Raw genomic sequence first — 21,273 nt, 5'->3', positions numbered from 1 at the left:
GCGACCGGCGGGCGGGGCGTGGGACGTCGGTGGGCCGGGGGCGGCCCGTCTCAACGGGCGGCGCTCCGGGAGAGCTCGGCGTCGATGACGGCGGCCAGGTCCCTGAGACGGGGGTTCTCGTAGACCGCGGTGAGCGGGATGGCGACCCCGGAGGAGGCCTTGACCCGGGCCACCAGCTTGATCGCGAGGAGGGAGTGCCCCCCGAGCCGGAAGAAGTCGGCGGTGGGTTCGACGCGGTCCACTCCCAGGACCGCGGACCAGACCTCGGCGATCATCTCCTCGGCCGGGGAGAGCCCGTCGGCGGCGTCGGCCCGCGACGGTCCGTCGGGTTCGGGCAGGGCCGCGCGGTCGAGCTTGCCGTTCACCGTGCGGGGGAACTCCCGGAGCATGACGAGCCGGGACGGGAGCATGGCCGGCGGGAGGAGGTCACGGGCGAACCGCTCGACGCGCTCGGCGAGGCCGTCCGTGTCCCCGGACGGAACCCGGCAGTAGGCGACCAGCCGTTCGTTCGGCGCCTCCCCGCGGAGGACGGCCACGGCTTCGGCCACCTCGGGGTGGTCCGCGAGCACGGCCTCGACCTCCCCCGGCTCCGTCCGGTGGCCGCGCAGCTTGAGCTGGGAGTCCGTCCGGCCGAGGTATTCCAGGGTGCCGTCCTCCAGCAGGCGGGCGAGGTCTCCGGTGCGGTACATCCGCGAGCCCGGCGCCCCGTGGGGGTCGGGGACGAACCGTTCGGCCGTGCGGGCCGGCGCATGCCGGTAGCCGCGGGCCAGGCGGTCCCCGGAGAGGTGGATCTCGCCGGGCACTCCGGGTTCGACGGGGGCGAGGGCGGCGTCCAGCAGGCGCAGGCGCAGCCCGGGGAGGACCGTGCCGATGTGCGGTGCGGGGGCCTCCGGGGCGATGCGACACGAGGTCGCGTCGACGGTGCACTCGGTGGGGCCGTAGAGGTTGGTCGCCCGGATCGCTCCGCGTTCGACCAGAGCGGTGATCCGCCTCCACAGGGCGGGGCTGATCGGCTCTCCTCCGATGAGGAGGTGCAGGGGCTCGGGGAGCCGCCCCGCGGGGACGTGCTCCTCCAGGTGGTCGAGGAGGACGTCCGCGTGCGAGGGGGTCATGTCGAGGTGGGTGAGGCGGCTTCGCGCGGCTTCCGCTGCCATGGCCGCGGGGTCGGTGCGGACCGCCTCGTCCAGGACGACGAGGGTGTCGCCCCGACACACCCTGATCCACTGCTGCACCGAGGCGTCGAAGGACGCGGAGGCGTTCCACCCGACCCTGCCCGCGCCGGCGTCGGCCACCCCCACGGCCTCCAACTCCGCGAGGAGCGCGGAAACCGCCCCGCGGGTGATCTCGACCCCCTTGGGGCGTCCGGTGGAACCGGACGTGTGGATGACGTAGGCGAGGTCCGCCGGGTCCGCGGGGGCGGGCCGGTACGGCAGGCGCCCTCCGGAGGGGTCCGGACGCGGCACCGCCGTGCACCAGGCGTACGCCTGGTGCCCCTCGACGGACTGCCGTGCACACGGACCGTGGTCGCCCTCCCGGTCGTCGGCGAGGCAGGCGACCAGTACGAGGTCCGCCCGGGCCTCGTCCAGGAGCGTCCGGCGCCGGCCGGCCGGCAGTTCCGGGTCGACCGGGAGGTAGGCCGCGCCGGCGGTCAGTGTTCCCAGGATCGCCGGGACCAGTTCGGTGCCGCGGGGCAGGTGGAGTGCGACCACACCGCCGCGGCCGACCGACCGCGTCCCCAGCCACCGGGCGATGAGGGCCGCCTCGTCCCTGAGGCGGTCGAAGGTGAGCGTCGTCCCCGCGTGGACGACGGCGTCCCGGTGGCCGGGCTGGCGGGCGAGGCGGTCGAGCAGGTCCGGGGTGTCCGCTCCGTGTCCGGCGGCCGTCGTCACGCCGCCCCCAGCGGTGCGGTGTGCCCGGGCGCGGGGTCGACGGTGGGCTCGCACTCGTCGAGCGCGACGGGGTCCCCCATGGCCACGAGAACGCTGCGCTCTCCCGTGTAGGCCTCCCGGCCGTGGGCGTTGAGGATGTTGTCCACGAGCAGCAGGTCGCCCTGCCGGTAGGGCTCCCGCAGGGTGGCGGCGCGGTAGGCGTCGTTGAGTGCGCCGACCTCCTCGCGGGTGAGCGGTGTGCCGTCGCCGAGCCTGGTGTCGAAGGGCAGTCCGTCCTCCCCGTAGGTGTCGAGCAGGACGTCGCGGACGTCCTCGTCGAGGGACCAGCGGTTCCAGAAGGCGACGTGGTTGAACCACACCCGCTCACCGGTGCGGGGGTGCGTGACGACGGCGGACCGCCGCTGGACGGTGCGCAGCGACCCGTCCTCCAGCCAGGTGCAGCCGATCAGGTTCCGCCGGCAGTAGGCCTCCACCTCCTCCCGGGAGTCGGTTCCGAAACTCGTCTGCCAGGGCAGCCCGGCCAGTGCGGAGTAGTTGCGGACCAGGAGCCAGCCGTGCTCCTCGAACCTGGCGCGCAGCTCCGCCGGGACCAGGTCGAGCACGGTCCTCATGTCGCCGACGGTCGTCGCACCGCCCGTGGCGGGGACCCTCGCACAGCAGAACAGCAGGGTGCCGGGGAAGTCCAGGGTGTAGCTGTTCTCGTTGTGCAGGGCGATGGGCTGCACCGCGGGCAGGTCGGTGGAGGAGAACAGGCCGTGGCCGTAGTCGGTCCTCGGTGTCGCCTTCTCCTTGTACGCGGCGGGGGCGGGCAGAAGTACGTCGCGCACCCGGGCGAAGTCCCCGGTGCCGGTGACCGGCAGCCCCCGGATGACGAGGCAGCCGGAACGGCCGAGTTCGTCGAGGACACCTTCGCGTTCGGCGTCCAGCCACCGCACCGCCTCGTCCAGGGTGGCCACCCCGGACGCGGTCAGGACGGGGGGCGCGCCGGGCGAGCGCGTCACCCTCGTTCGCACCCCGGCGGGGTTCGTGTCGTCGAACGTCATCAGGTCCATCCCTTTCCCATGGGAGCCCGGGCGGTTTCCGGGTCGGGGTTCCGTGCCACGCCGTGAACGGTGGCACGGACGGTGTCCAGCAGAGAGGCCATCGAGGAGGCGGCCTCGTCGAAGTAGAAGTGGCCGCCGGGTACGGTCCGGACACGGGTCCGGCCTCCGGTCACGTCCTCCCAGGCGCGAAGCGCGGCGACGGGGACGACGGGGTCGGCCTCCCCTCCCACGACGACCACCGGGCAGTCCAGGGTGGGTGCCGGATCGGGGCACCGGTACTCGTCGTCGATGGCGAAGTCGGCCCGGACGGGAGGGAGGATGACCGGGTGCAGTTCGGGTTCGCCGAGGATGGCGGGATCGGTCCCGCCGCGTCGGCGGAGCGCCTCCACGAGGTCCGCGTCCGTGAGCGCGGCCGGATGTACGGGGCTGGGGTTGGCCAGGAAGGGCGCCCTGCACGCCGACACGATCAGCGCCGACGGCGGGCGGCCGCGGGCGGTCAGTCGACGGGCCACCTCGTAGGCGACCAGGGAGCCCATGCTGTGGCCGAACAGGACGACGTCTCCGGGGTGTTCGAGCAGGACCGCCGCGACGGGATCGCTCAGTTCGGCCATCGATGCGGGCACGCCCTCCGCGAACCTGTTCCCCCGGCCGGGGTACTGGGCGATCCGGAGCCCGGCCTCCGCGGGAAGGCGGTCCGCCCAGGGGGTGTAGTAGTGCGCGCTGCCTCCGGCGTGCGGCAGCAGGACCAGGCACGGACCGTTCGGGGCCGGCGCCTCCCTCAGGTTCCACAGGACCGCGTCCGCGTCGACGGGACGGGGGTCCCGCCCTGTGGCCGGGTTCCTCCGGGGCATGATCTCCTCCTGCGCGTCGGCCCCGTCCCGAGCGCCTCTCGGCTCGGGGCGGGCGCCGTCCTCATGGGGGTACGGAGCGGGGCGGTCAGCCCTCTGGCACGGTCTTGCGCCGCGTGTCCAGAACCTACGGCCGGGCGGGGCCCGGACGAGGCATTCCACTACGGCACGAGGGCGGCAGTTGGGAGGCGGCCGGACCGGGCCCGGGTGCCGTCGGGCACGGCGGGGGAGGCCCGGTCCGCCCGGGGCTCATCGGATGCGCTCCGCACCGCCGCCGGGCCCCTGCGGGCCTCCTTCGACCACCCCGGAGCGGGTGCGGCGCGTCAGGGCGGGGCGGGGGCGGGCGGGCTCCGCGAGCTTCACGCGTTCGGCCAGGGCGGCCGGCGAGGGACCGGTGAACAGGTCCTTCAACGACACGTCCGTCCCCAGGTCGGAGCGGATCCGTGCCAGCAGCCGCGTGGCCAGGAGGGAGTGGCCTCCCAGGTCGAAGAAGGAGTCGTCCACCCCCACCCTCTCCAACCCCAGAACCTCCGCGAACAGCCGACACAACAACTCCTCCTGAACCGTCCGCGGCTCACGCCCACCCCCCAGCGCACCGTAATCGGGAACCGGCAGAGCCCGACGGTCCAACTTCCCGTTCGTATTGACCGGCAACCGGTCCAGGACCACCACCGCCGACGGCACCATGTACTCCGGAAGAACCCCCGCCAACCGGGCACGCAGAGAAGCGGCCTCCACCCCCTCCCCCTCCGGCACCACATACGCCACCAACCGCCTGTCACCCGGCCGGTCCTCACGAACCACCACCGCGCACAGACCCACACCCGGCTGCCCCGACACCACCGCCCCGACCTCACCCGGCTCCACCCGGAAACCACGGATCTTCACCTGGTCGTCCACCCGACCCAGGAACTCCAACACCCCCTCACCACTCCACCGCACCCGATCCCCCGTCCGGTACATCCGCCCACCCGGACCACCGAACGGATCAGGCACGAACCTCTCCGCCGTCAACCCGGGACGACCGTGGTACCCCCTCGCGACCTGCGCCCCGGCGAGGTAGAGCTCGCCGGCCACACCCACGGGGGCGGGCATCAGGCCCTCGTCCAGAACGCGGACACGGGTGTTGGGCAGGGGGCGGCCGATGTCCACCCGCGGCCCCGTGCCCAGCGGCCCGCTCATGGTGCTGCACACGGCGGCCTCGGTCGGCCCGTAGGCGTTGACCATGGTCCTTCCACCGGACCACCGCGCCACGGTCTCCGGAGGGCAGGCCTCGCCGGCGGCGCAGAGCAGGCGGAGGCCGGGGAGGGCCGCCGGCGCGCCGTCCGGGAGGGAGCCGAGCACGGCCGGTGTGATCACGGCGTGGGTCACCGCGTGCGCGCGGAGGAAGTCCACCAGGTCCTCCCCCGACAGGGGCAGGCCGGGCGTGGGGAGGGCGAGCGCGGCACCGGAGAGGAGTGCGTTGCACCATTCGAAGGAGGCCGCGTCGAAGCTGAAGGAGGCCGCCTGGGCGAACACGTCGCCCGGGCCGAGCCCGAAGGCGGGGATGACGGAGCAGACCATGTTGACCACGGCGGAGTGGGTGTTGACCGCACCCTTGGGAACACCGGTGGATCCGGAGGTGTAGATCACGTAGACGGCGTTGTCACCGCGTACCGGGCCCAGGCGTTCTCCGTCGGAGACGTCGCGGCCGCAGCGGTCCAGCACCCCGGCCGCGGTCTCCTCGTCGTCCAGGACGAGGGACGGCACCCCGAGCGAGGTCCGCGCGGCGGCGCCGCCGGTGATCACGAGGGACGGCTCGGCGTCCGACAGCATGAACGCGATCCGCTCCCGCGGGTAGTTCGTGTCGATCGGCAGGTAGGAGGCGCCGGCCTTCAGGACGGCCAGGGCGGAGGTGATCATGTCGGTGCCCCGGGGCAGCGCGATGGCGACCCGGTGCTCCGGCCCCACGCCGCGGGCGATGAGCTCCCGTGCCAGCCGGTTGGCCCCGGTGTTGAGCTCACCGTAGGAGACGCGTCGGTCCTCGAAGAGCAGTGCCGTGCTCTCCGGCGCCCGCCGCACCCGTTCCTCGAAGGCCTCGTGGACCGTCCGCCCGTCCGCGGTCGGCACGGCCGGGCCGTCGCCTCCGGCCAGCACCCGGTGCCGTTCCCCGGGGGACAGCACGTCGATGCCGCCGACCCTGACGCCGGGGTCCCCGGCCACCGCGGCCAGCACCCGTCCCAGGCGTTCGACCAGCGCCTCCACGGCCGAGCGTTCGAACACGTCCTCGGGGAACTCCGCGTTCCCCGAAAGGCCCTCCGGCCCCTCGTCGAAGACGAAGGCCAGGTCGAACTTGGCGTTCGCCCAGGGGAAGGGCTCTCTGGAGACCTCGACGCCCGGCATGGCCATACCGCCCCCGGGGGTGTTCTGCAGGACGAGCATGACCTGGAACAGGGGGTGGTGCCGCACCGACCGCCGCGGGGCCACGGCCTCCACCACACGGTCGAACGGCAGTTCCTGGTGGTCGAAAGCCGCCAGGTCGGCCTCGCGCACGCGCTCCAGGAGGCGGGCGAACGTCGGGTTCCCCGAGACGTCCGTGCGCAACACGAGTGTGTTGACGAAGAACCCCACCAGATCGTCCAGCGCCTCGTCGGACCGGCCGGCCACGGGAGTGCCCAGGGGTATGTCGGTCCCCGCACCCGACTTCGACAGGGTCACCGCGAGCGCGGCCTGCAACACCATGAACAGCGTGACCCCGTGCGCACGCGCCACTTCGCCCAGTCGCTCGTACAGCCCGGGGTCCACCCGGATCGCGCTCTGGCCGGTCCGGCCGGACACCGTCCCCGGACGGGGACGGCCGGTCGGGAGCTCCAGGGCCTCCGGGGCCCCTTCGAGGGTGCTGCGCCAGAACGCCGACTGCCGGCTCAGCAGGCTCTCGGGGTCGTCCTCCGCGCCCAGGAGGTCCCGTTGCCACAGCGCGTAGTCGGCGTACTGCACGGGCAGCGGTTCCCACTCCGGAGCCCGTCCCTCCGACCGGGCGGTGTAGGCGGCGGCCAGGTCCGCCAGAAGCGGCCTCATGGACCAGCCGTCGGTGACGATGTGGTGCAGCAGCAGCACGAGCACCGATCCGTCGTCGCCCCCGCGCAGCAGGCGCGCCCGGACCGGGATCTCCGACCCGAGGTCGAAGACGTGGCCGGCCGCCCGGTCGATCTCGGCGTCCAGGGCTCCGGCCGGGTGGTCGACCACCTCGAACACCGGCCGGGCCTCGTGCGGGGGGATCACCTTCTGGAACGGCTCGCCGTCGTCGCCCGAGGGGAAAACGGTGCGCAGTACCTCGTGGCGCTCCAGTACGTCCCCCAGGGCGGCCTCGAGCACGGACTCGCGCACCTCGCCGCGCAGGCGCAGCACCACGGGAACGTTGTAGGCGGTGCCGGGACCCTCGAAACGGTCCAGGAACCACAGCCTGCTCTGGGCGAACGACAGCGGCAGCCGGTCCGGCCGCCTCCCCGCCCCCAGGGGCGGCCGGGAGCCGGCCCCGAGCACGGCCGCGACACCGGCGACGGTCGGAGTGCGGAAGAGGTCGCGCAGCCGGACCTCGGCGCCCATCACGGTGCGGATGCGGGCGATGAGCCTGGCCGCCAGGAGGGAGTGGCCTCCCAGGTCGAAGAAGGAGTCGTCCACCCCCACCCTCTCCAACCCCAGAACCTCCGCGAACAGCCGACACAACAACTCCTCCTGAACCGTCCGCGGCTCACGCCCACCCCCCAGCGCACCGTAATCGGGAACCGGCAGAGCCCGACGGTCCAACTTCCCGTTCGTGTTGACCGGCAACCGGTCCAGGACCACCACCGCCGACGGCACCATGTACTCCGGAAGAACTCCCGCCAACCGGGCACGCAGAGAAGCGGCCTCCACCCCCTCCCCCTCCGGCACCACATACGCCACCAACCGCCTGTCACCCGGCCGGTCCTCACGAACCACCACCGCGCACAGACCCACACCCGGCTGCCCCGACACCACCGCCCCGACCTCACCCGGCTCCACCCGGAAACCACGGATCTTCACCTGGTCGTCCACCCGACCCAGGAACTCCAACACCCCCTCACCACTCCACCGCACCCGGTCCCCCGTCCGGTACATCCGCCCACCCGGACCACCGAACGGATCAGGAACGAACCGCTCCGCCGTCAACCCGGGCTGGCCGATGTAGCCGAGCGCCATCCCCGCGCCCGCGAGGTAGAGCTCGCCCGGGACGCCGGCGGGCAGGGCGCGCAGGCGCTCGTTGAGGACGTAGGCGCGCGCCCCGGCCAGGGGCAGGCCGATGGGAACGGAGGGCCGGTGCGCATCCGCGGGCCCCGCCTCGTAGGACGTCGAGAAGCCCGTGTTCTCCACCGGCCCGTAGCCGTTGACCACTCGGATCGGAGCGTGCTGCGACAGGGCGCGCCCCACGTGCGCCGCCGAAGCGGCCTCGCCGGCGGTCATCGCCAGGCGCAGGACGTCGAAGACCTCGGGGTGCTCGTCCAGCATCAGGTTGAACAGGCCCGCCGACATCTGCAACTGGGTCACACCGTGCCGGGCCACCAGGTCGGCGATCACCGTCGGTTCGGACTTCTGCCCCGGCTGGAGCACGCACCGGCCGCCGAACAGCAGGGCGCCGAACAGCTCCAGGGCGAACGCGTCCCAGGAGATGGGGGAGCACTGCAACCACACCTGGTCCGCGTCGAAGTCCGTGTAGTCCTGGCCCAGATAGGTGCCCACCAGGGCACGGTGCGGTGTCACCACGCCCTTGGGGGCACCGGTCGACCCCGACGTGAACATCACGCAGGCCACGTCCTCCCCGGACACCGTCTCACCGAAGTCCCCGTCCGGGTGGGCGGAGATCTCCGCGGCGTCGGTGTCGAGGAGGAGGAGGCCGGGGCGGGACCCGCCCGCCCTTTCCGCGAGCGCGGAGCGCGAGACCACGAGTTCCGCCCCCGAGGCGCGCACCATGGCGGCCAGACGCTCCGTGGGAAAGGCGGGATCCAGCGGAACATAGCCCGCCCCCGTCTTCAGCACGGCCAGCAGCGCCGTCACCAGGTCGGGGTCGCGCTCCAGCAGCACGCCCACCAGGTCGCCCCGGCCGACCCCCCGGCCTGCCAGGCAGCGCGCCAGCCGGTCGGCCCGGGAGTTCAGGCTCCGGTAGGAGAGCTCGTGCCCCTCGAACACCAGCGCCACCGCGTCCGGGCTCCTGTCCACCTGCTCCCTGAACAGCTCGTGCACCCCCCGGGACGGAGGGGTGAAGGGGGCGGCCTCCGCCGGCGCGGCGGGGAGCCCTCCTGCGGCGGTGAAAAGGTCGGGCAGGTCTCCCACCCGGCGGTCCGGTCCGAGGAGGATCTGCTCGCAGAGCGAGGCGAACTTCTCGGCGTCCACCAGGGGGGCGGGGTACAGGGCGGTGTCGGAGCCGAGGTGCACGTGGAGCTCGCCCTGCGCTCCCCGGTCCGAGACGAAGGCGACCAGGTCCTCGACCTGGGGGAACCAGGCGGTGTCGGAGTCGAAGCACGCCTCCGGTCCGCCCAGGTCCATCCGGAAGGGCGTGGGGATCGTGTTGACGAGAGGACCGAAGTAGCCCCAGGGGCCGCGTCCGTCCCCTCCGCGGCCGGCGATGTCCTCGCCCCGGAACCTGTGGTGGGCGAGGGGGCCGCGCAAGCGCGAGGAGACGTGTTCCAGCAGGTCTGCCATGGTCATGTCCGGGTCGAGGTCGAGCGCGACCGGGAGGAAGTTCGAGATGGTGCAGGGTGTTCTCCGGGCGGCACCCGTGGTCCGTCCGTGCACGGCGATCGTGAGCGTCACCTCGTGCCGCCCCGACACGAGGTGTTCGTACAGCGCCCCCGCGGCCATGGCCACACGGGGCCACGCGGTGCCGATCGCGGCGGCGCGCTCCTTCAGCAGGTTTGCACGGTCCGAGGGGATCTTGTGGAGGGTGCGGTGGAAGTCCCGGTCCCGGAGCGTCTGCGGTCTCCGCCGCGGCTCGCGGCCTCCCATGAGTGTGTCCCAGTACTCCCGGTCGCGCTCGTACCGGGACGACCGCCCGTAGCCGGCGTCCTCCTCCACCAGGGCCGCCAGCGTGCCGAACCCCGAGGGTCCGGCGTCTCCGCCCTCCGCCAGGGCTCGGTAGTGCGCCCCGATCCTGTCCAGGACCATCGCCAGGCCCGCCCCGTCCAGGGCGATGTGGTGGACCGACCACTGCCAGAGGTACTCCTCGGCGCCGATCCGGTAGAGCGCGCAGTCGAAGAGCGGGTCCTTCGTCAGGTCGACCGCCCGGCCGAGCCTGGCGCCCATGTGCTCCTCGGCCGGCCGGAGGGGGTCCGGCCGCCCGGTGAGGTCGACGGTCTCGAAGTGCCAGTCGCCGCGGTCCCGCACCAGCTGCCAGGGAACCCCGTCCCGGTCCTCGCCGAACACGGTGTTCAGCGCCTCGGTCTCCGCGACGGCCGCCCGGACCGCTCTCTCGAACAGGTCGACCCGCAGGCGCCCGCTGATCCGGACGTGGTCGCCCCAGTAGCGGAAGCGCGTCTCGTCCACACGGCTCGCGAACCAGATCCCCCTCTGTGCCGCGGTGAGGGGGAGGGCGTTCACGGGAACACCGGGCATGGGAACTCCTTGGCGGGTGTGTCGGGGATCGGGGGTCGGGTTCAGGCCGGGCGGAAGACGAGGGTGCCGTTGTGGCCGCCGAAACCGAAAGAGTTGGACAGGGCCGGACCCGGCTCCCAAGTGGTCCGTTCGAGGGCGACGTCGATGTCGAGGGCCGGGTCGACCTCGCTCGTGCCCAGGGTCGGGGGGATGGCCCGCTCGGCGAAGGACAGGGCCAGGGACACGGCCTCGACCGCTCCGGCGCCTCCCAGGGAGTGCCCGGTGACCCCCTTGATCGAGGTGACGGTCGGCCGCACCGCGCCGAACAGCTCCCTGATGGCCGCGGCCTCCGCGGCGTCGTTGGCCGGGGTGGAGGTGCCGTGCGCGTTGATGTGGGTGATCTCGTGGGAGGCGATCCCGGCGTCGGCCAGGGCGAGGCGCATGCACTCCAGCGCGCCCCGCCCTCCCGGGGAAGGGGCCGTCATGTGGTGGGCGTCCGCGTTGGACGCTCCTCCGGCCAGTTCGGCGTAGACGGTGGGCGCCCGCCTACGGGCGGCGTGTTCGGCGGATTCCAGGACGAGCACTCCCGCGCCCTCGCTCAGGCAGAACCCCTCCCTGGCCGTGTCGAACGGCCGGGAGACCCCGTGGGAGGCCAGCGCCCGCATGTTCTCGTAGGCGGTGATCACGGTGGGGGTGAGCGACGCCTCCGCGCCGCCGGCCACGGCGACGTCGACCCGGCCGTGGGCGATGGCGAGCATGGCGCTGATGATGGAGTGCGTCCCGCTGGCGCAGGCGGTGGAAGCGGTCTCGCACGGGCCGCGGAAACCCCAGCGGATGGAGACGGCGGCGGCCCCCGAGTTGGGCATGGCCATGGGGACCAGGAGGGGGGAGACACCGCCCCTGCCGCGCTTTTCCAGAGCCAGCACCTGGGCGTCCCGCTCGGCGCTGCCGCCACTGCTGTTGCCGATGTAGACACCGACCCGGGTCGGATCGGGCCGCGTGGAGCCGTCCGTTCCCGACGGCTCCGGCTCCAGCCCCGCGTCCTTGAGGGCCTGGTCGGCGGCGGCCACGGCGAACTGCGTGAAGCGTGCGTGGCGGCGCGTCATCGCCGGGGACGGCCACAGGCCCTCCGCCGAGAAGTCGACGACCTCGCGTACCGACCCCGGCTCTGGGGTCCTGGCCAGGCCGGACCAGAACGCATCGGCGCCGATGCCGCACGGGGCGACCACGCCCACTCCGGTGACCACGACCCTCCGTCTCGTCCCCGGGCTCCGGACCGGTGCGTTCAACGGTCTCCTCCCGTGCGGGAACCGGTCGCGCCGCCCGCGGAGGAGGGGCCGAGGACCAGGCTGACGTTGTGACCGCCGAAGGCGAACGACGTGGACACCGCCACCATCCCGTCGCGCTTCCTCGGGGCGCCCATGACGTGGTCGAGTTCGCATCCGGGGCCGGGCTCGTCGAGGTTCGCGGTGGGAGGCATGAGCGAGGCGTCCACGCTGAGCGCGCAGACGGCCGCCTCCAGCGCGCCGGCCGCCGACAGCAGATGGCCGGTGGCCCCCTTGGTGGAACTGACGGCGGGTGCGTGCGGGCCGAAGGCGCTGCGCAGTGCCGCGGCCTCGGCGAGGTCGCCGTTCTTCGTTCCGGTGGCGTGCGCGTTGACGTAGTCCACGTCCTCCGGTGGGGTCCCCGCGTCGGCGAGGGACTGCAGGAGGGCCGCCGCCGCACCGGAGCCGTCGGGGCGCGGCCCGGTGGCGTGGTAGGCGTCGGTGGTCATGCCCCAGCCCCGGATGTCGGCGTATCCGCGGGCGCCCCGCGCCCGCGCGTGCTCGGTCCTCTCGAGCACGAGTACCGCCGCCCCCTCGCTCAGGACGAACCCGGTCCGCCGTGTGTCGAAGGGCCGGGAGGCCCCGGCGGGGTCCCCTCCGGCCGCGGCGAGCGCCCTGGCGCTGCCGAAGGAGGAGACCATCGTCGAGCTGAAGGGGACCTCGGAGCCCCCGCACACCACGATGTCGGCCCGGCCCTCACGGATGACGCGTACGCCCTCGGCCACCGCTTGGGCGCCCCCCGAGCAGGCGGTGGAGATGGTGGAGCTGAATCCGCGTATCCCGTGCCGGATGGCCACCCTCGCGGTGGCCATGTTGGGCAGGACTCCGGGGAGCAGGTAGGGGCTGGCCGCACGCCGTTCCCGTTCGGACAGGCGCAGGACCTCCTTCTCGAAGGTCTCGAGCCCTCCGGAGCTGTTGGACACCACCACGGCCGTCCGCTCGGGGGCGCAGTCCCGGCCGACGACGACCCCCGCGTCCGCCAGCGCCGCGTCCGAGGCGATGACCCCCATGAGGACGAACTTGTCGGTGAGGCGCGCCTCCGTGGGCGTGAGCACGTCGGTCGCCCGGATCGGCGGCACCAGTCCGACCGCGGCCAGCCCCCGGGTGGCGGGCCGGTCCGGGTCCGGGCCGCACAGACCCGAGCGTGACTCGCACAGCGCCGCGTGGAAGGCACGGGGGTCGTTCCCCATCGCGGTGACGATACCGATGCCGGTGATGGTGACACCGGGTGTCCGGGGACTCATGTCGTCGTTCTCCGACCGTTCGGGAAAAGGGTGACCAGGAGCGCGGCCGCGGTGCAGCCGCCGCCGGCGTCGGGTGCCGGCTCCGCGTGGATCACGAGCATGTCGTCGGCGTCGCCGGAGCGGATGACGCCGGCGGCGACGTCGATCGCCTCCGCCCAGGGGTCGCCGGCGGGGCAGGTGGAGACCAGCGGTCCGCCCAGGCCCCAGGCGACCGCGATGTGGCCCAGGGCCGCGTTGGGCACCGACTGGAAGAACAGCAGGGGGGAGGTCCTCCTGCGGGCGTCGACGGCGCGTGCCGTCGAACGGGCGTTGTCGGTGTCCCCGTTCTCGCTGACCAGGACCAGGCCGGTTCTGAGCGCTCGGGCGGGGGGAGGGGGACCGTCGGGGTAGGCCCGGTTCAGGCAGCGCTCGGCGACGCGGATGACGAGCGGCGCCAACCGGGTGACGGTGAAGCCGGGCACGGGGGGCGGCCGGTCCGGGTCGCCCTCCTCGGGCCATCGGGCCGCGGCGATCGTGGCGGTGGGTCCGGTTGGGCGGGGGGTCATGGCTTTCCGATCACGAGGGCCGTGTTGGCCCCGCCGAAGGCGGCGTTCAGCGACAGGGCACGGGTCGCACGGGACACCGGGCGGGGATGCAGGACCAGGTCGAGTTCGCATTCGGGGTCCGGGCCCAGGTAACCGCTGTTGGCGGGAAGCAGGCGGTTCTCCAGGGACAGGACGGTGACGGCCAGTTCCAGGAGCCCCGCGGCCACCAGTGCGTGCCCGTGAAGGGTCTTGGTCGAGCTGAGGGGCACGCTCGTGGCGACACGGGATCCCAGTGCCCGGTGCAGGGCCGCGGCCTCGGCCGGGTCGTTGTGGGCGGTCCCGGTCCCGTGCGCGTTCACATAGTCGAGGGAGTCCGGTTCGGCCCCGGCTCTGCGCAGGGCGGCCCCGATGGCACGGGCCATGCCGTGTCCGGCGGGGTCGGGGCGTGAGACGTGGTGGGCGTCGCCGCTCTGCGCCCAGCCTTCGAGGAGCGCGCGCGGTGCGGACGCGGAGGACGTGCCCGGCCTCTCGAGGACGACCGCCGAGACCCCGTCGCCGAGGAGCACCCCCGTTCGGCCGCGGCTGAAAGCGCGGACGCGGCCGTCGCCGGCCAGGGCCCCGCCGGCGTCGAAGAGGGCGAAGTCGTCGGCGGTGACGAGGTAGGCGCCGGCGACCACCGCTCTGCGCCAACGGCCCGAGAGGATCCCCTCCGCCGCGTCGATGAGCGCGCTCACCGACGCGACGCAGGCATTGGTGTAGGTGCGCACCAGGCCGCGGAACCCGCAGGCCGCGGCGACGGCCGCTGACGTGCCGCCCAGGACGGGCGCGTGGTCGGTCCGGGCTGAGCCGGGATCGTTGTGCAGGGCGAGGAACAGGGGGGTGTCCCGCTGCTCCCCGGTGTCCAGCCCCGCCTCCAGGCACGCCCCGCGGACCGCCGCCGCCAGTTCCGTCTCCACACCGGCGGGAGCGGGCAGCTGGCAGGCCTCTCCGGCCCGGTGGACGGAGGTGTCGAACCGGTGCACGGCACTGATGGAGTGTCGCCCCCCGGCGAGGGCGGACGACACCGCCGCGGCGTCGGAGCCCAGCCCGCAGGCCACCGACATGCCGGTGACCGCGACGGGCGGGCGCCGTCCTGGTGACTCAGCCATGGTCTCCGGGGGACGGCGCCCGGAAGGCGGCGGCGAGCTCGTCCACCGTCCTGGCCCCGTTCACGCGGGGATCGTCGATGTCGACGAGGAACCCGTGCTCCTGCTCGCAGCCGTGGACGATCCATGCCAGGTGCATGGAGTCGATGTTCTCTCCGACCTCCTCGGGAGGGCGCCCGGTGAACGTCGCCAGGATGCGCAGCAGGTCCTCACGGTCGGGGCGGTGGCTCGGCATCACGAGGCGCTGACCTTCTCGGCGGTCTCGACGGCTTCGACGAGCGTGGCCACGAAGGCCGCCAGCGTGATGTCGCCCGAGGCCGCGGGGGCCTCCTCCTGGGGGAAACGCACGTCGTACTCCTCCTCCACCTGCACGATGACCTCGGCGAAGGCCAGGGAGTCGAGTCCGAGCCCCTCGGGTCCCAGGACCGTGCCGTCCCCCAGGTCGTCGGTGGGGAAGGACATCTCTTCGAGGGTCTTGACGACCAGGGCGCGCATTTCTTCCGTCATGGGTGGCTCCAGGGGGTGGTCGGGTGGTGGCACGGTTCTGTGTCGTGTTGCTCCGGCGCGGCCGCACCGCGGTGCGGCCGCGCCGGTTTCACTGCGCCCCCTCGGGGGGGTTCTTGAGTCGCCGGATGTCGCGCAGCGGTTTCCCGGAGGAGGTGCGCGGCAACCGCGGTGTGGTGTGCACGCGGGCGGGGCGTTTGTAGGGGGCCAGGGTCCGGGCCAGCCCTTCTTCGAGTCCGCGCGCCGTGACCCCCTCCCCCACCTCGGCGAACGCCTCGATCCCGGAGTCGAAGAGCACGACGGCGCCGGTGACCCCGGGCAGGGCCGCGAGCCGGTGCTCGACCTCGGTCAGGTCGACCTTCAGTCCTCCGACCGAGACCTGGGAGTCGAGCCGGCCGAGCACAGTGACCTCGCCGCCGGGGCCGACGGCGCCCGCGTCGCGGGTGCGCAGCCAGCCGTCCGCCCAGCGGCCGGAACCGCCCTCCAGATAGGGGTCGGCGGGGCAGGAGACGAGGAGCTCACCCGCCTCGGTCCGGACCCGTGTGCCGGGCAGGGGGCGGCCGGCGGAGGGGTGGGCGCGGCCGAGGGGGTCGACCGCGATCAGCCCGACCTCGGTCATCCCGTAGAGGTTTCCCAGGCTCAGGCCGTAGCGTTCCCCGAAGGCCCGTGCGAGGCCTTCGGCCGGGACCTCGCCTGCGGTGGCGACCGCTCTGAGCGAGGGCAGAGGAGGGGGCTCGGAGACCGAGCTCAGCAGGTCGACGTGGAAGGGGACCCCGAACACGGTGGTGGGGGCGTGCTCTCCGGCGAGGGTGTCCATGATGCCCCGTGCCGTGGTCGTGGGGGGCACCACGATCTCGGCACGGGCGTACAGGTCGTACAGGATGCCGGTGAGCAGGCCCATCGAGTGCACCAGGGAGTTGAGTACGACCACGCGCTCGCCGGCGCGCGGCATGCCCTGGACCTCGGCCAGGCTCTCGATCTCCCGGCGTATGCCGTCGGCGGTCCGGCCGATCCGCTTCGGGGTGCCCGTCGACCCCGAGCTGACCTGGACGAGGGCGTGGTCGGTCTCCGCCGGCCGGCCTCCGGGCAGTCGCTCGGCGCGGACGTCCACATCGTGGAACCCGCGGAGCGGCGCCGGGCCGTGGTCCGCCCAGAGCATCAGCCGGGGGCGGACCGAAGCGAGGACCGCCTTCTTCTCCGGGCCGGTCAGCCTCGGGTCGATCACGGTGGTCTGGGCTCCCGAGCGCAGACAGGCGAGCAGGTGGGTCACGAGGCCCACGGAGGGAGGAAGGCTGAGCGCGACGGACGCGCCCGGTCCCACACCCTGTCCGGCCAGCGCACGCTGGGCGTCGACCACCATCTCCCGGAACCCGCCCCGCGTCACCGGCTCGCCGAAGCGGAGGCAGGGCGCCTCCCCCGGGCCGTCGAGCAGCAGGGCGTCCACCCACCCGGCCGCGGCGGAAACAGAAAGGTGGTGCATTTTCGCCTTTCCTCGCAACCGATTTCCATGGCCTTCCCAAGGCCATGGGAATTCACCGGACCGGATCCCTTGAGCGATTTCCGGAGACGGATTCGCCGTGTCGATCCTCCAGCGGCCCCGGTGGTATGTAAAGGGAGCCTCCCCCAGATGCCGCAACGATGCCGGAGGCGGCACCGGCCCCCTCGGGAATGCCGTGGAAGTGCCGGGCCGGTTCCGCGTGCCCCTCAGAGCATGGGATCCAGTACCTCCAGCCCGAACTCCGAGCGGCCGAAGAGGCGGGCGACGCGGTCGTGGTCGTTGAGCGCGTGCAGGCCCCCGGCCCGGGTGTCGCGCCAGAAGCGCTGGAGCGTTCCGGAGGCCGCGAGCGCCCGCCCCCCGGAGGCGCCGAACAGGCTGTCCGCCGCGCGCACCGCGCGCCGGGCCGCGGTCACCTGGTCCCTGCGGACGGCGGTGCGCACCCCCATCGGAATCGGCCGGCCGCCCCCGTCCGTACCGGGACCGGAACCGAGCATCAGCGCGAGGTTCCTCTCCAGTTGCAGCCACGAGGCGTCCAGGTCGCAGGCGGCCTCCGCCACGCGCAACTGCGCGGTGGGGTCCTCGGCGGCCTTCACCCCCCTGCCCGTGCCGGTCTCCCGGTGGGCGGTGCGCACCCGTTCCCGGGTGTGCTCCACGTGTTCCCGGTAGATTCTGCGGGCCATGCCCAGGAGGGGCACGGAGACCGCGTAGGGGAGGAAGGAGCCGAAGGGCATGCGGTAGAGCGGCCCGGTGTTCACCAGGCGGCCGGGCACCCGGCACACCGTGGTGAGCCTGCTGTTCAGGGAGCGGTGCTCGGGCACGAAGACGTCGTCGACCGCGAGGTCGTGGCTGCCGGTTCCCGCCAGGCCCACGGAGTCCCACACGCGCTCGACCCGGTAGTCGCCGACGGGGACCAGGAGGACGTTCAGCTCCGGGGCGCGACCGGGCCCGTGGTCCACGAGGGCGCCCACCAGCGCCCAGGAGGCGTGAGAGCAACCGCTGGAGAAGTGCCACCTACCGCTGAGGCGGTAGCCGCCCGGGACGGGACGGGCACGGCCCATCGGGGCATAGGACGAGCAGACCAGCGCATCCGGGTCGGTCCCCCAGACCTCGTCCTGCGCCGTTTCGTGGAACAGTGCGACGTTCCATGCGTGCACCCCGAGGATGGAGGCGACCCAGCCGGTGGAGCCGCACGCCGAGGAGAGGTCGCGGACGGCGCTGAAGAACGCGAGGGGATGCTCCTCCCGGCCCCCGTAGCGAACGGGTTGGAGCAGCCGGAAGAACCCCGACCCGACCAGGCCCCGGATCGTCTCCTCGGGGACCTCGCCGGCTCGTTCGGTCTCTTCGGCCAGTTCCTCCACCCGGGTCAGCAGGAGGTCCGGGGACCCCTCCACCTCGGTGCTCATACTCGTGTCCTCACTCTCGGTCTCGGGCGGGTGCGGAGGTCACAGGCGGGGGTACCGGCCTGCGGGGACGGCGACGCCGAGCGCGTCGGCCAGGGGCCCCCAGCCGTCCTCCGGGCGCAGTTCCAGGAGCCGGTCCGCGGGTACGGCTTCACGCACCTCGGCGTTGTGCCGCTCGTAGGCCGCCATCATGGCCTCGGCGTCGTCCTCCTCCGTGAGGAAGCGGTGCTGGTACTCGCCGAGCATGGAGCGGAGGTCGCGGAGGGCCTCCGGTTCCCGCCCGGCCAGCATCGGCCGGACCCATGACAGGTACTGGTCGGTCGGGCGCATGGACTTCATCTCGCGGAAGTGCCGGTTCCATGCCGCGCGGGTCTGCGGGGAGTATCCCTTCTGGATCTGCCGGATCACCCCGTCGAAACTGTCCCACCACTCCCGGGCCGAGGAGCGGACGGACAGGACGACCAGTGCTTCGGGATGACGTGCGCTCAGCTCGCGCCAGTGCGCGGACGCCGGCCAGTCGACGGCGGCGTCGTACCCGCCGAGGAGGACGTCCCAGTCCACGTCGGTCCCGTCCGGGGCGGCGCGCCAGAGGGGGATGTGCTCGGGGCGGGCCATGACCTCGACCATGTGGTGGCAGGTCCCGCCGAGCAGGACCTCCAACGCCCTGGAGAGGGATTTGGTGCCGGTTCTCGGCAAGCCGGCTCCTACGACCAAGAGTGACATGCGACCTCCTCGTTTTTCCGGGTCGAATCGTGTCACAGAAAATTCTTCGGGCGCGCGACAGGCATTTAGTGGATTTTCTCTTCTTCCCATGTGCCCGCGAAACTACCTCGGCCGGCGCGGACACCCCTGTACGTTGTTCCATCGAATCCAGATCACACAGTCGAAGACCAGGGATGCCGATGCAGACCGACACCGACCATGCTCTCGGCTACTCCCTGGACTGGGGCGCGCCGTCCGAGGCGGCGCCTTCGGACGGCAACATCCTGGGCAGGATCGGTCTCCTGGAGGAGACCGTCGAGCCGGGCCGGAACGCGAACGCGCCCTACATGGGGCTGCCCATGCTCCGCGCCGGGGAGGTCCCGGTCACCGAGACCTGGTCGTCCTCCGCCCCGGTGTCCACCGGATCCGAGAAGGGCATCGAGTTCGGCCACGACGGCGAGAACGTGTTCTGCTGCACGTGGATCCCGCCCGCACCGACCTACCGCGAGAGCGTCCGGGAGACCTACGGGGCCCTCTTCCGGCTGCTCGCCGACCTCGGCTACCCGAACATCTTCCGCGTCTGGAACATGATCGGGGAGATCAACGCGCCCAACAGGGACGGCCTCGAGATCTACCGGGACTTCTGCCTCGGCCGGGCCGAGGCTTTCGAGGCCATGCCGGACGTCCTGGGCGGAATGCCCGCGGCCACGGGGATCGGATCCCGGGGCGCGGGGATCGGCGTCCACCTCCTCGCCACACGCGACCCGGGGGTGACGCACCTGGACAACCCGCGGCAGGTGCCCGCCTACCGGTACCCGCGCCGCTACGGTCCCAAAGCGCCCAGTTTCTCCCGTGCGACCCGGACCCGCGCCGGGAACACCTTCTACGTCTCGGGGACCGCGAGCATCGTCGACCACCGGACCGTGCACGCGGGCGACACGCGAGCGCAGTGCGAGGAGACCTTCCGCAACCTGACCGCCCTGCTGTCGGCCGAGAACCTCGGACGCTACGGCTTCGAAGGGCACGAGCTGCACGAACTCGACCACGTGAAGGTCTACCACCGCAGAGAGGCCGACGAGGACATGCTCAGGTCCCTGTGCTCCCAGGCCTTCGGCCCCGCCAAGCGGATCGTCTACGCCAACGTGGACGTCTGCCGCTCCGACCTGCTGGTGGAGATCGAGGGGATCGTACCCGGTCGGCCCTGACGCATCAGCACACGACCGTTCCGAAGACGTCGTCCGTTCGGACGGCGTCGTCGGAGAGCCCGCCGACCAGCGCCCGTACGAGACGGAGCACCACCAGGCCCTCCCCGTAGTCGGGCCGCCGCACGAGCCCTCCGGCGATCAGGGTGTGCAGCAGACGCCCGCAGTCCGTCAGGGACAGCTCCCAGGCCTGGGCGATCCGGTCGATCTCCACAGGCTCTCCGGTCTCGCACATCCACAGGAGCAGGTCCCTCTCCCGGTCCCCGAGCATGCGGACCGCCTCCATGAGCCGGCTGCCCAGGGAGGAGGGCACAGGCCCCGACGACAGGGGGGTCAGCGGTGTGAGCGGGTCCTTGGCGACCATCGCCGCCAGATCGGAGGGCTCGTACACCGACAGCCAGGAGGCCGCGGCCTCCAGGGCTCCGGGCAGTCCGTCCAGGGAGCGGCACACCCGCACCAGCGCGTCCATGTCCCCGTGGCAGTCGGTGAGATCGGGACGGAGCATGCGGACCCTGCGCAGGAAGAGCGAGACGGCCGGCGCGTGCTGGGGGATGCGGTCGCCCGCCGCGGGCAGGGCCAGCGGGCCCAGGAGAAGGAGCCGTTCGCCATCCGCGCCCTGGGCGGCGGTGGAGGTGACCAGCAGCAGCAGCTCGGGACAGCGCGCGAACAGCCACTGGGTCCGCCCCAGGTCCAGAGCGGAGGGGCCGACCCCGTCCAGGACGACGATCGCCCGGCGCTCTCCCACCAGGTCGGCCAACGCCGCCACGGCTCCCTCTCCGGTACCGGGCCGCCCTCCGGAGGACGTCAGTTCCTCCCCCGCCGCCCGGGCGAGGTCGGCGAGTTTTCCGCCCGAGGCGGTCCGCGCCCCCGTGGACGGCGCGCAGTCGACCCACAGGACCGGTGCCCCGCCCGCCGAGTGCAGGTTCTCGGTGACGGCCATCGCGAGGCAGGTCTTGCCGACGCCCGGGAGCCCCGTGACGGTGACCAGGCGGCCGACCTCACCGGAAAGGGCCGACTCCAGGGCGGCGGCCTCCCTCTCCCGGCCCGATATCCCGCCCCGGAGGGTACGGGGCGGGGGCGGGGAGGCGAGGAAGTCGACCCTGAGCGCATCCGCTCCGCCGTTGCGGTTCGCGGCGGCCTGGAGCCGCATCCGGTCGGCGGCACCCAGGCGGAGACCGTCCGCTATCAGGTTCACCGTGTGCTTCCGGGGGTTCAGCACCCTTCCCTTCTCGATGTTGCGGATGGCTCGAACACTGATGGTGGAGAAATCGGCGAGCTCCTGCTGGGTGAGTCCGCTTCTTCTCCGGTGCCCACGGACCAGCGCACCGAACGACTTGGCTTCGCTGCTCTGGGGGATGGTCATC

The 21,273-nt window shown here is 73.0% G+C and carries 15 protein-coding genes; 1 reads left to right on the top strand and 14 read right to left on the bottom strand.

Annotated elements, in window-relative coordinates; all coding sequences use genetic code 11:
* Positions 1–50: 50 nt before the first annotated feature.
* The 13 genes from ACSUPR_RS27995 to ACSUPR_RS27935 form a co-directional block, all read right to left on the bottom strand.
* The gene (locus ACSUPR_RS27995) at positions 51–1,889 is read right to left on the bottom strand and encodes a non-ribosomal peptide synthetase (protein WP_436887913.1); all 1,839 of its coding nucleotides are present in this window, start codon (positions 1,887–1,889) and stop codon (positions 51–53) included.
* A complete protein-coding gene (locus ACSUPR_RS27990) occupies positions 1,886–2,932 on the bottom strand; it encodes a TauD/TfdA family dioxygenase (protein WP_436887911.1) in 1,047 nt (348 codons plus the stop codon). The genes ACSUPR_RS27995 and ACSUPR_RS27990 overlap by 4 nt, the downstream gene beginning before the upstream one ends.
* On the bottom strand, positions 2,932–3,783 hold the full coding sequence (locus tag ACSUPR_RS27985) for a thioesterase II family protein (RefSeq protein ID WP_436887909.1): 852 nt from the start codon (positions 3,781–3,783) through the stop codon (positions 2,932–2,934). The genes ACSUPR_RS27990 and ACSUPR_RS27985 overlap by 1 nt, the downstream gene beginning before the upstream one ends.
* Before the next feature lie 246 nt (positions 3,784–4,029).
* The gene (locus ACSUPR_RS27980) at positions 4,030–10,386 is read right to left on the bottom strand and encodes an amino acid adenylation domain-containing protein (protein WP_436887907.1); all 6,357 of its coding nucleotides are present in this window, start codon (positions 10,384–10,386) and stop codon (positions 4,030–4,032) included.
* A gap of 41 nt (positions 10,387–10,427) precedes the next feature.
* The gene (locus tag ACSUPR_RS27975) at positions 10,428–11,612 is read right to left on the bottom strand and encodes a beta-ketoacyl-[acyl-carrier-protein] synthase family protein (protein ID WP_436887905.1); all 1,185 of its coding nucleotides are present in this window, start codon (positions 11,610–11,612) and stop codon (positions 10,428–10,430) included.
* 38 nt (positions 11,613–11,650) lie between these two features.
* A complete protein-coding gene (locus ACSUPR_RS27970) occupies positions 11,651–12,934 on the bottom strand; it encodes a beta-ketoacyl-[acyl-carrier-protein] synthase family protein (protein ID WP_436887903.1) in 1,284 nt (427 codons plus the stop codon).
* Complete coding sequence (locus ACSUPR_RS27965; RefSeq protein ID WP_436887901.1) at positions 12,931–13,479, bottom strand: beta-ketoacyl synthase N-terminal-like domain-containing protein; 549 nt, start codon at positions 13,477–13,479, stop codon at positions 12,931–12,933. Before ACSUPR_RS27965 ends, ACSUPR_RS27970 begins: the two co-directional genes overlap by 4 nt.
* Positions 13,476–14,606 (bottom strand): beta-ketoacyl-[acyl-carrier-protein] synthase family protein, encoded by a 1,131-nt coding sequence (locus tag ACSUPR_RS27960; RefSeq protein WP_436887899.1) that lies wholly within the window; start codon positions 14,604–14,606, stop codon positions 13,476–13,478. The genes ACSUPR_RS27965 and ACSUPR_RS27960 overlap by 4 nt, the downstream gene beginning before the upstream one ends.
* Entirely contained in the window at positions 14,599–14,838 is a 240-nt protein-coding gene (locus ACSUPR_RS27955) for a hypothetical protein (protein WP_436887897.1), read from the bottom strand. Before ACSUPR_RS27955 ends, ACSUPR_RS27960 begins: the two co-directional genes overlap by 8 nt.
* On the bottom strand, positions 14,838–15,110 hold the full coding sequence (locus tag ACSUPR_RS27950; protein ID WP_436887895.1) for an acyl carrier protein: 273 nt from the start codon (positions 15,108–15,110) through the stop codon (positions 14,838–14,840). The genes ACSUPR_RS27955 and ACSUPR_RS27950 overlap by 1 nt, the downstream gene beginning before the upstream one ends.
* 88 nt (positions 15,111–15,198) lie before the next feature.
* Positions 15,199–16,587, bottom strand: a complete 1,389-nt coding sequence (locus tag ACSUPR_RS27945) for a class I adenylate-forming enzyme family protein (protein WP_436887894.1) — start codon at positions 16,585–16,587, stop codon at positions 15,199–15,201.
* A 224-nt stretch (positions 16,588–16,811) separates the two neighbouring features.
* On the bottom strand, positions 16,812–18,008 hold the full coding sequence (gene hsaA / locus ACSUPR_RS27940) for a 3-hydroxy-9,10-secoandrosta-1,3,5(10)-triene-9,17-dione monooxygenase oxygenase subunit (RefSeq protein ID WP_436887892.1): 1,197 nt from the start codon (positions 18,006–18,008) through the stop codon (positions 16,812–16,814).
* Positions 18,009–18,047: 39 nt separating this feature from the next.
* Positions 18,048–18,701, bottom strand: coding sequence for a sulfotransferase family protein (locus ACSUPR_RS27935; protein WP_436887890.1), 654 nt, complete (start codon positions 18,699–18,701; stop codon positions 18,048–18,050).
* Positions 18,702–18,901: 200 nt separating this feature from the next.
* Here ACSUPR_RS27935 and ACSUPR_RS27930 point away from each other — a divergent pair, with 200 nt between their 5' ends.
* Entirely contained in the window at positions 18,902–19,912 is a 1,011-nt protein-coding gene (locus tag ACSUPR_RS27930; protein WP_436887888.1) for an FkbO/Hyg5 family chorismatase, read from the top strand.
* A gap of 4 nt (positions 19,913–19,916) precedes the next feature.
* Here ACSUPR_RS27930 and ACSUPR_RS27925 read toward each other — a convergent pair whose 3' ends face one another.
* Positions 19,917–21,272 (bottom strand): helix-turn-helix domain-containing protein, encoded by a 1,356-nt coding sequence (locus ACSUPR_RS27925; protein WP_436887886.1) that lies wholly within the window; start codon positions 21,270–21,272, stop codon positions 19,917–19,919.
* Position 21,273 lies beyond the last annotated feature (1 nt).

Source organism: Nocardiopsis dassonvillei, from assembly GCF_964273065.1.
Classification (GTDB): domain Bacteria; phylum Actinomycetota; class Actinomycetes; order Streptosporangiales; family Streptosporangiaceae; genus Nocardiopsis; species Nocardiopsis dassonvillei_B.
The sequence above is the reverse complement of the archived record's forward strand: the minus strand, read 5'-3'. Positions and strand labels throughout refer to the sequence as shown.

Coding starts and splice junctions, on each gene's coding strand:
- ACSUPR_RS27990 (WP_436887911.1), bottom strand. CDS start 2,932: ATGACGTTCGACGACACGAACCCCGCCGGGGTGCGAACGAGGGTGACG.
- ACSUPR_RS27955 (WP_436887897.1), bottom strand. CDS start 14,838: ATGCCGAGCCACCGCCCCGACCGTGAGGACCTGCTGCGCATCCTGGCG.
- ACSUPR_RS27950 (WP_436887895.1), bottom strand. CDS start 15,110: ATGACGGAAGAAATGCGCGCCCTGGTCGTCAAGACCCTCGAAGAGATG.
- ACSUPR_RS27980 (WP_436887907.1), bottom strand. CDS start 10,386: ATGCCCGGTGTTCCCGTGAACGCCCTCCCCCTCACCGCGGCACAGAGG.
- ACSUPR_RS27960 (WP_436887899.1), bottom strand. CDS start 14,606: ATGGCTGAGTCACCAGGACGGCGCCCGCCCGTCGCGGTCACCGGCATG.
- ACSUPR_RS27965 (WP_436887901.1), bottom strand. CDS start 13,479: ATGACCCCCCGCCCAACCGGACCCACCGCCACGATCGCCGCGGCCCGA.
- ACSUPR_RS27985 (WP_436887909.1), bottom strand. CDS start 3,783: ATGCCCCGGAGGAACCCGGCCACAGGGCGGGACCCCCGTCCCGTCGAC.
- ACSUPR_RS27970 (WP_436887903.1), bottom strand. CDS start 12,934: ATGAGTCCCCGGACACCCGGTGTCACCATCACCGGCATCGGTATCGTC.
- ACSUPR_RS27930 (WP_436887888.1), top strand. CDS start 18,902: ATGCCGATGCAGACCGACACCGACCATGCTCTCGGCTACTCCCTGGAC.
- ACSUPR_RS27925 (WP_436887886.1), bottom strand. CDS start 21,272: ATGACCATCCCCCAGAGCAGCGAAGCCAAGTCGTTCGGTGCGCTGGTC.
- ACSUPR_RS27945 (WP_436887894.1), bottom strand. CDS start 16,587: ATGCACCACCTTTCTGTTTCCGCCGCGGCCGGGTGGGTGGACGCCCTG.
- hsaA (WP_436887892.1), bottom strand. CDS start 18,008: ATGAGCACCGAGGTGGAGGGGTCCCCGGACCTCCTGCTGACCCGGGTG.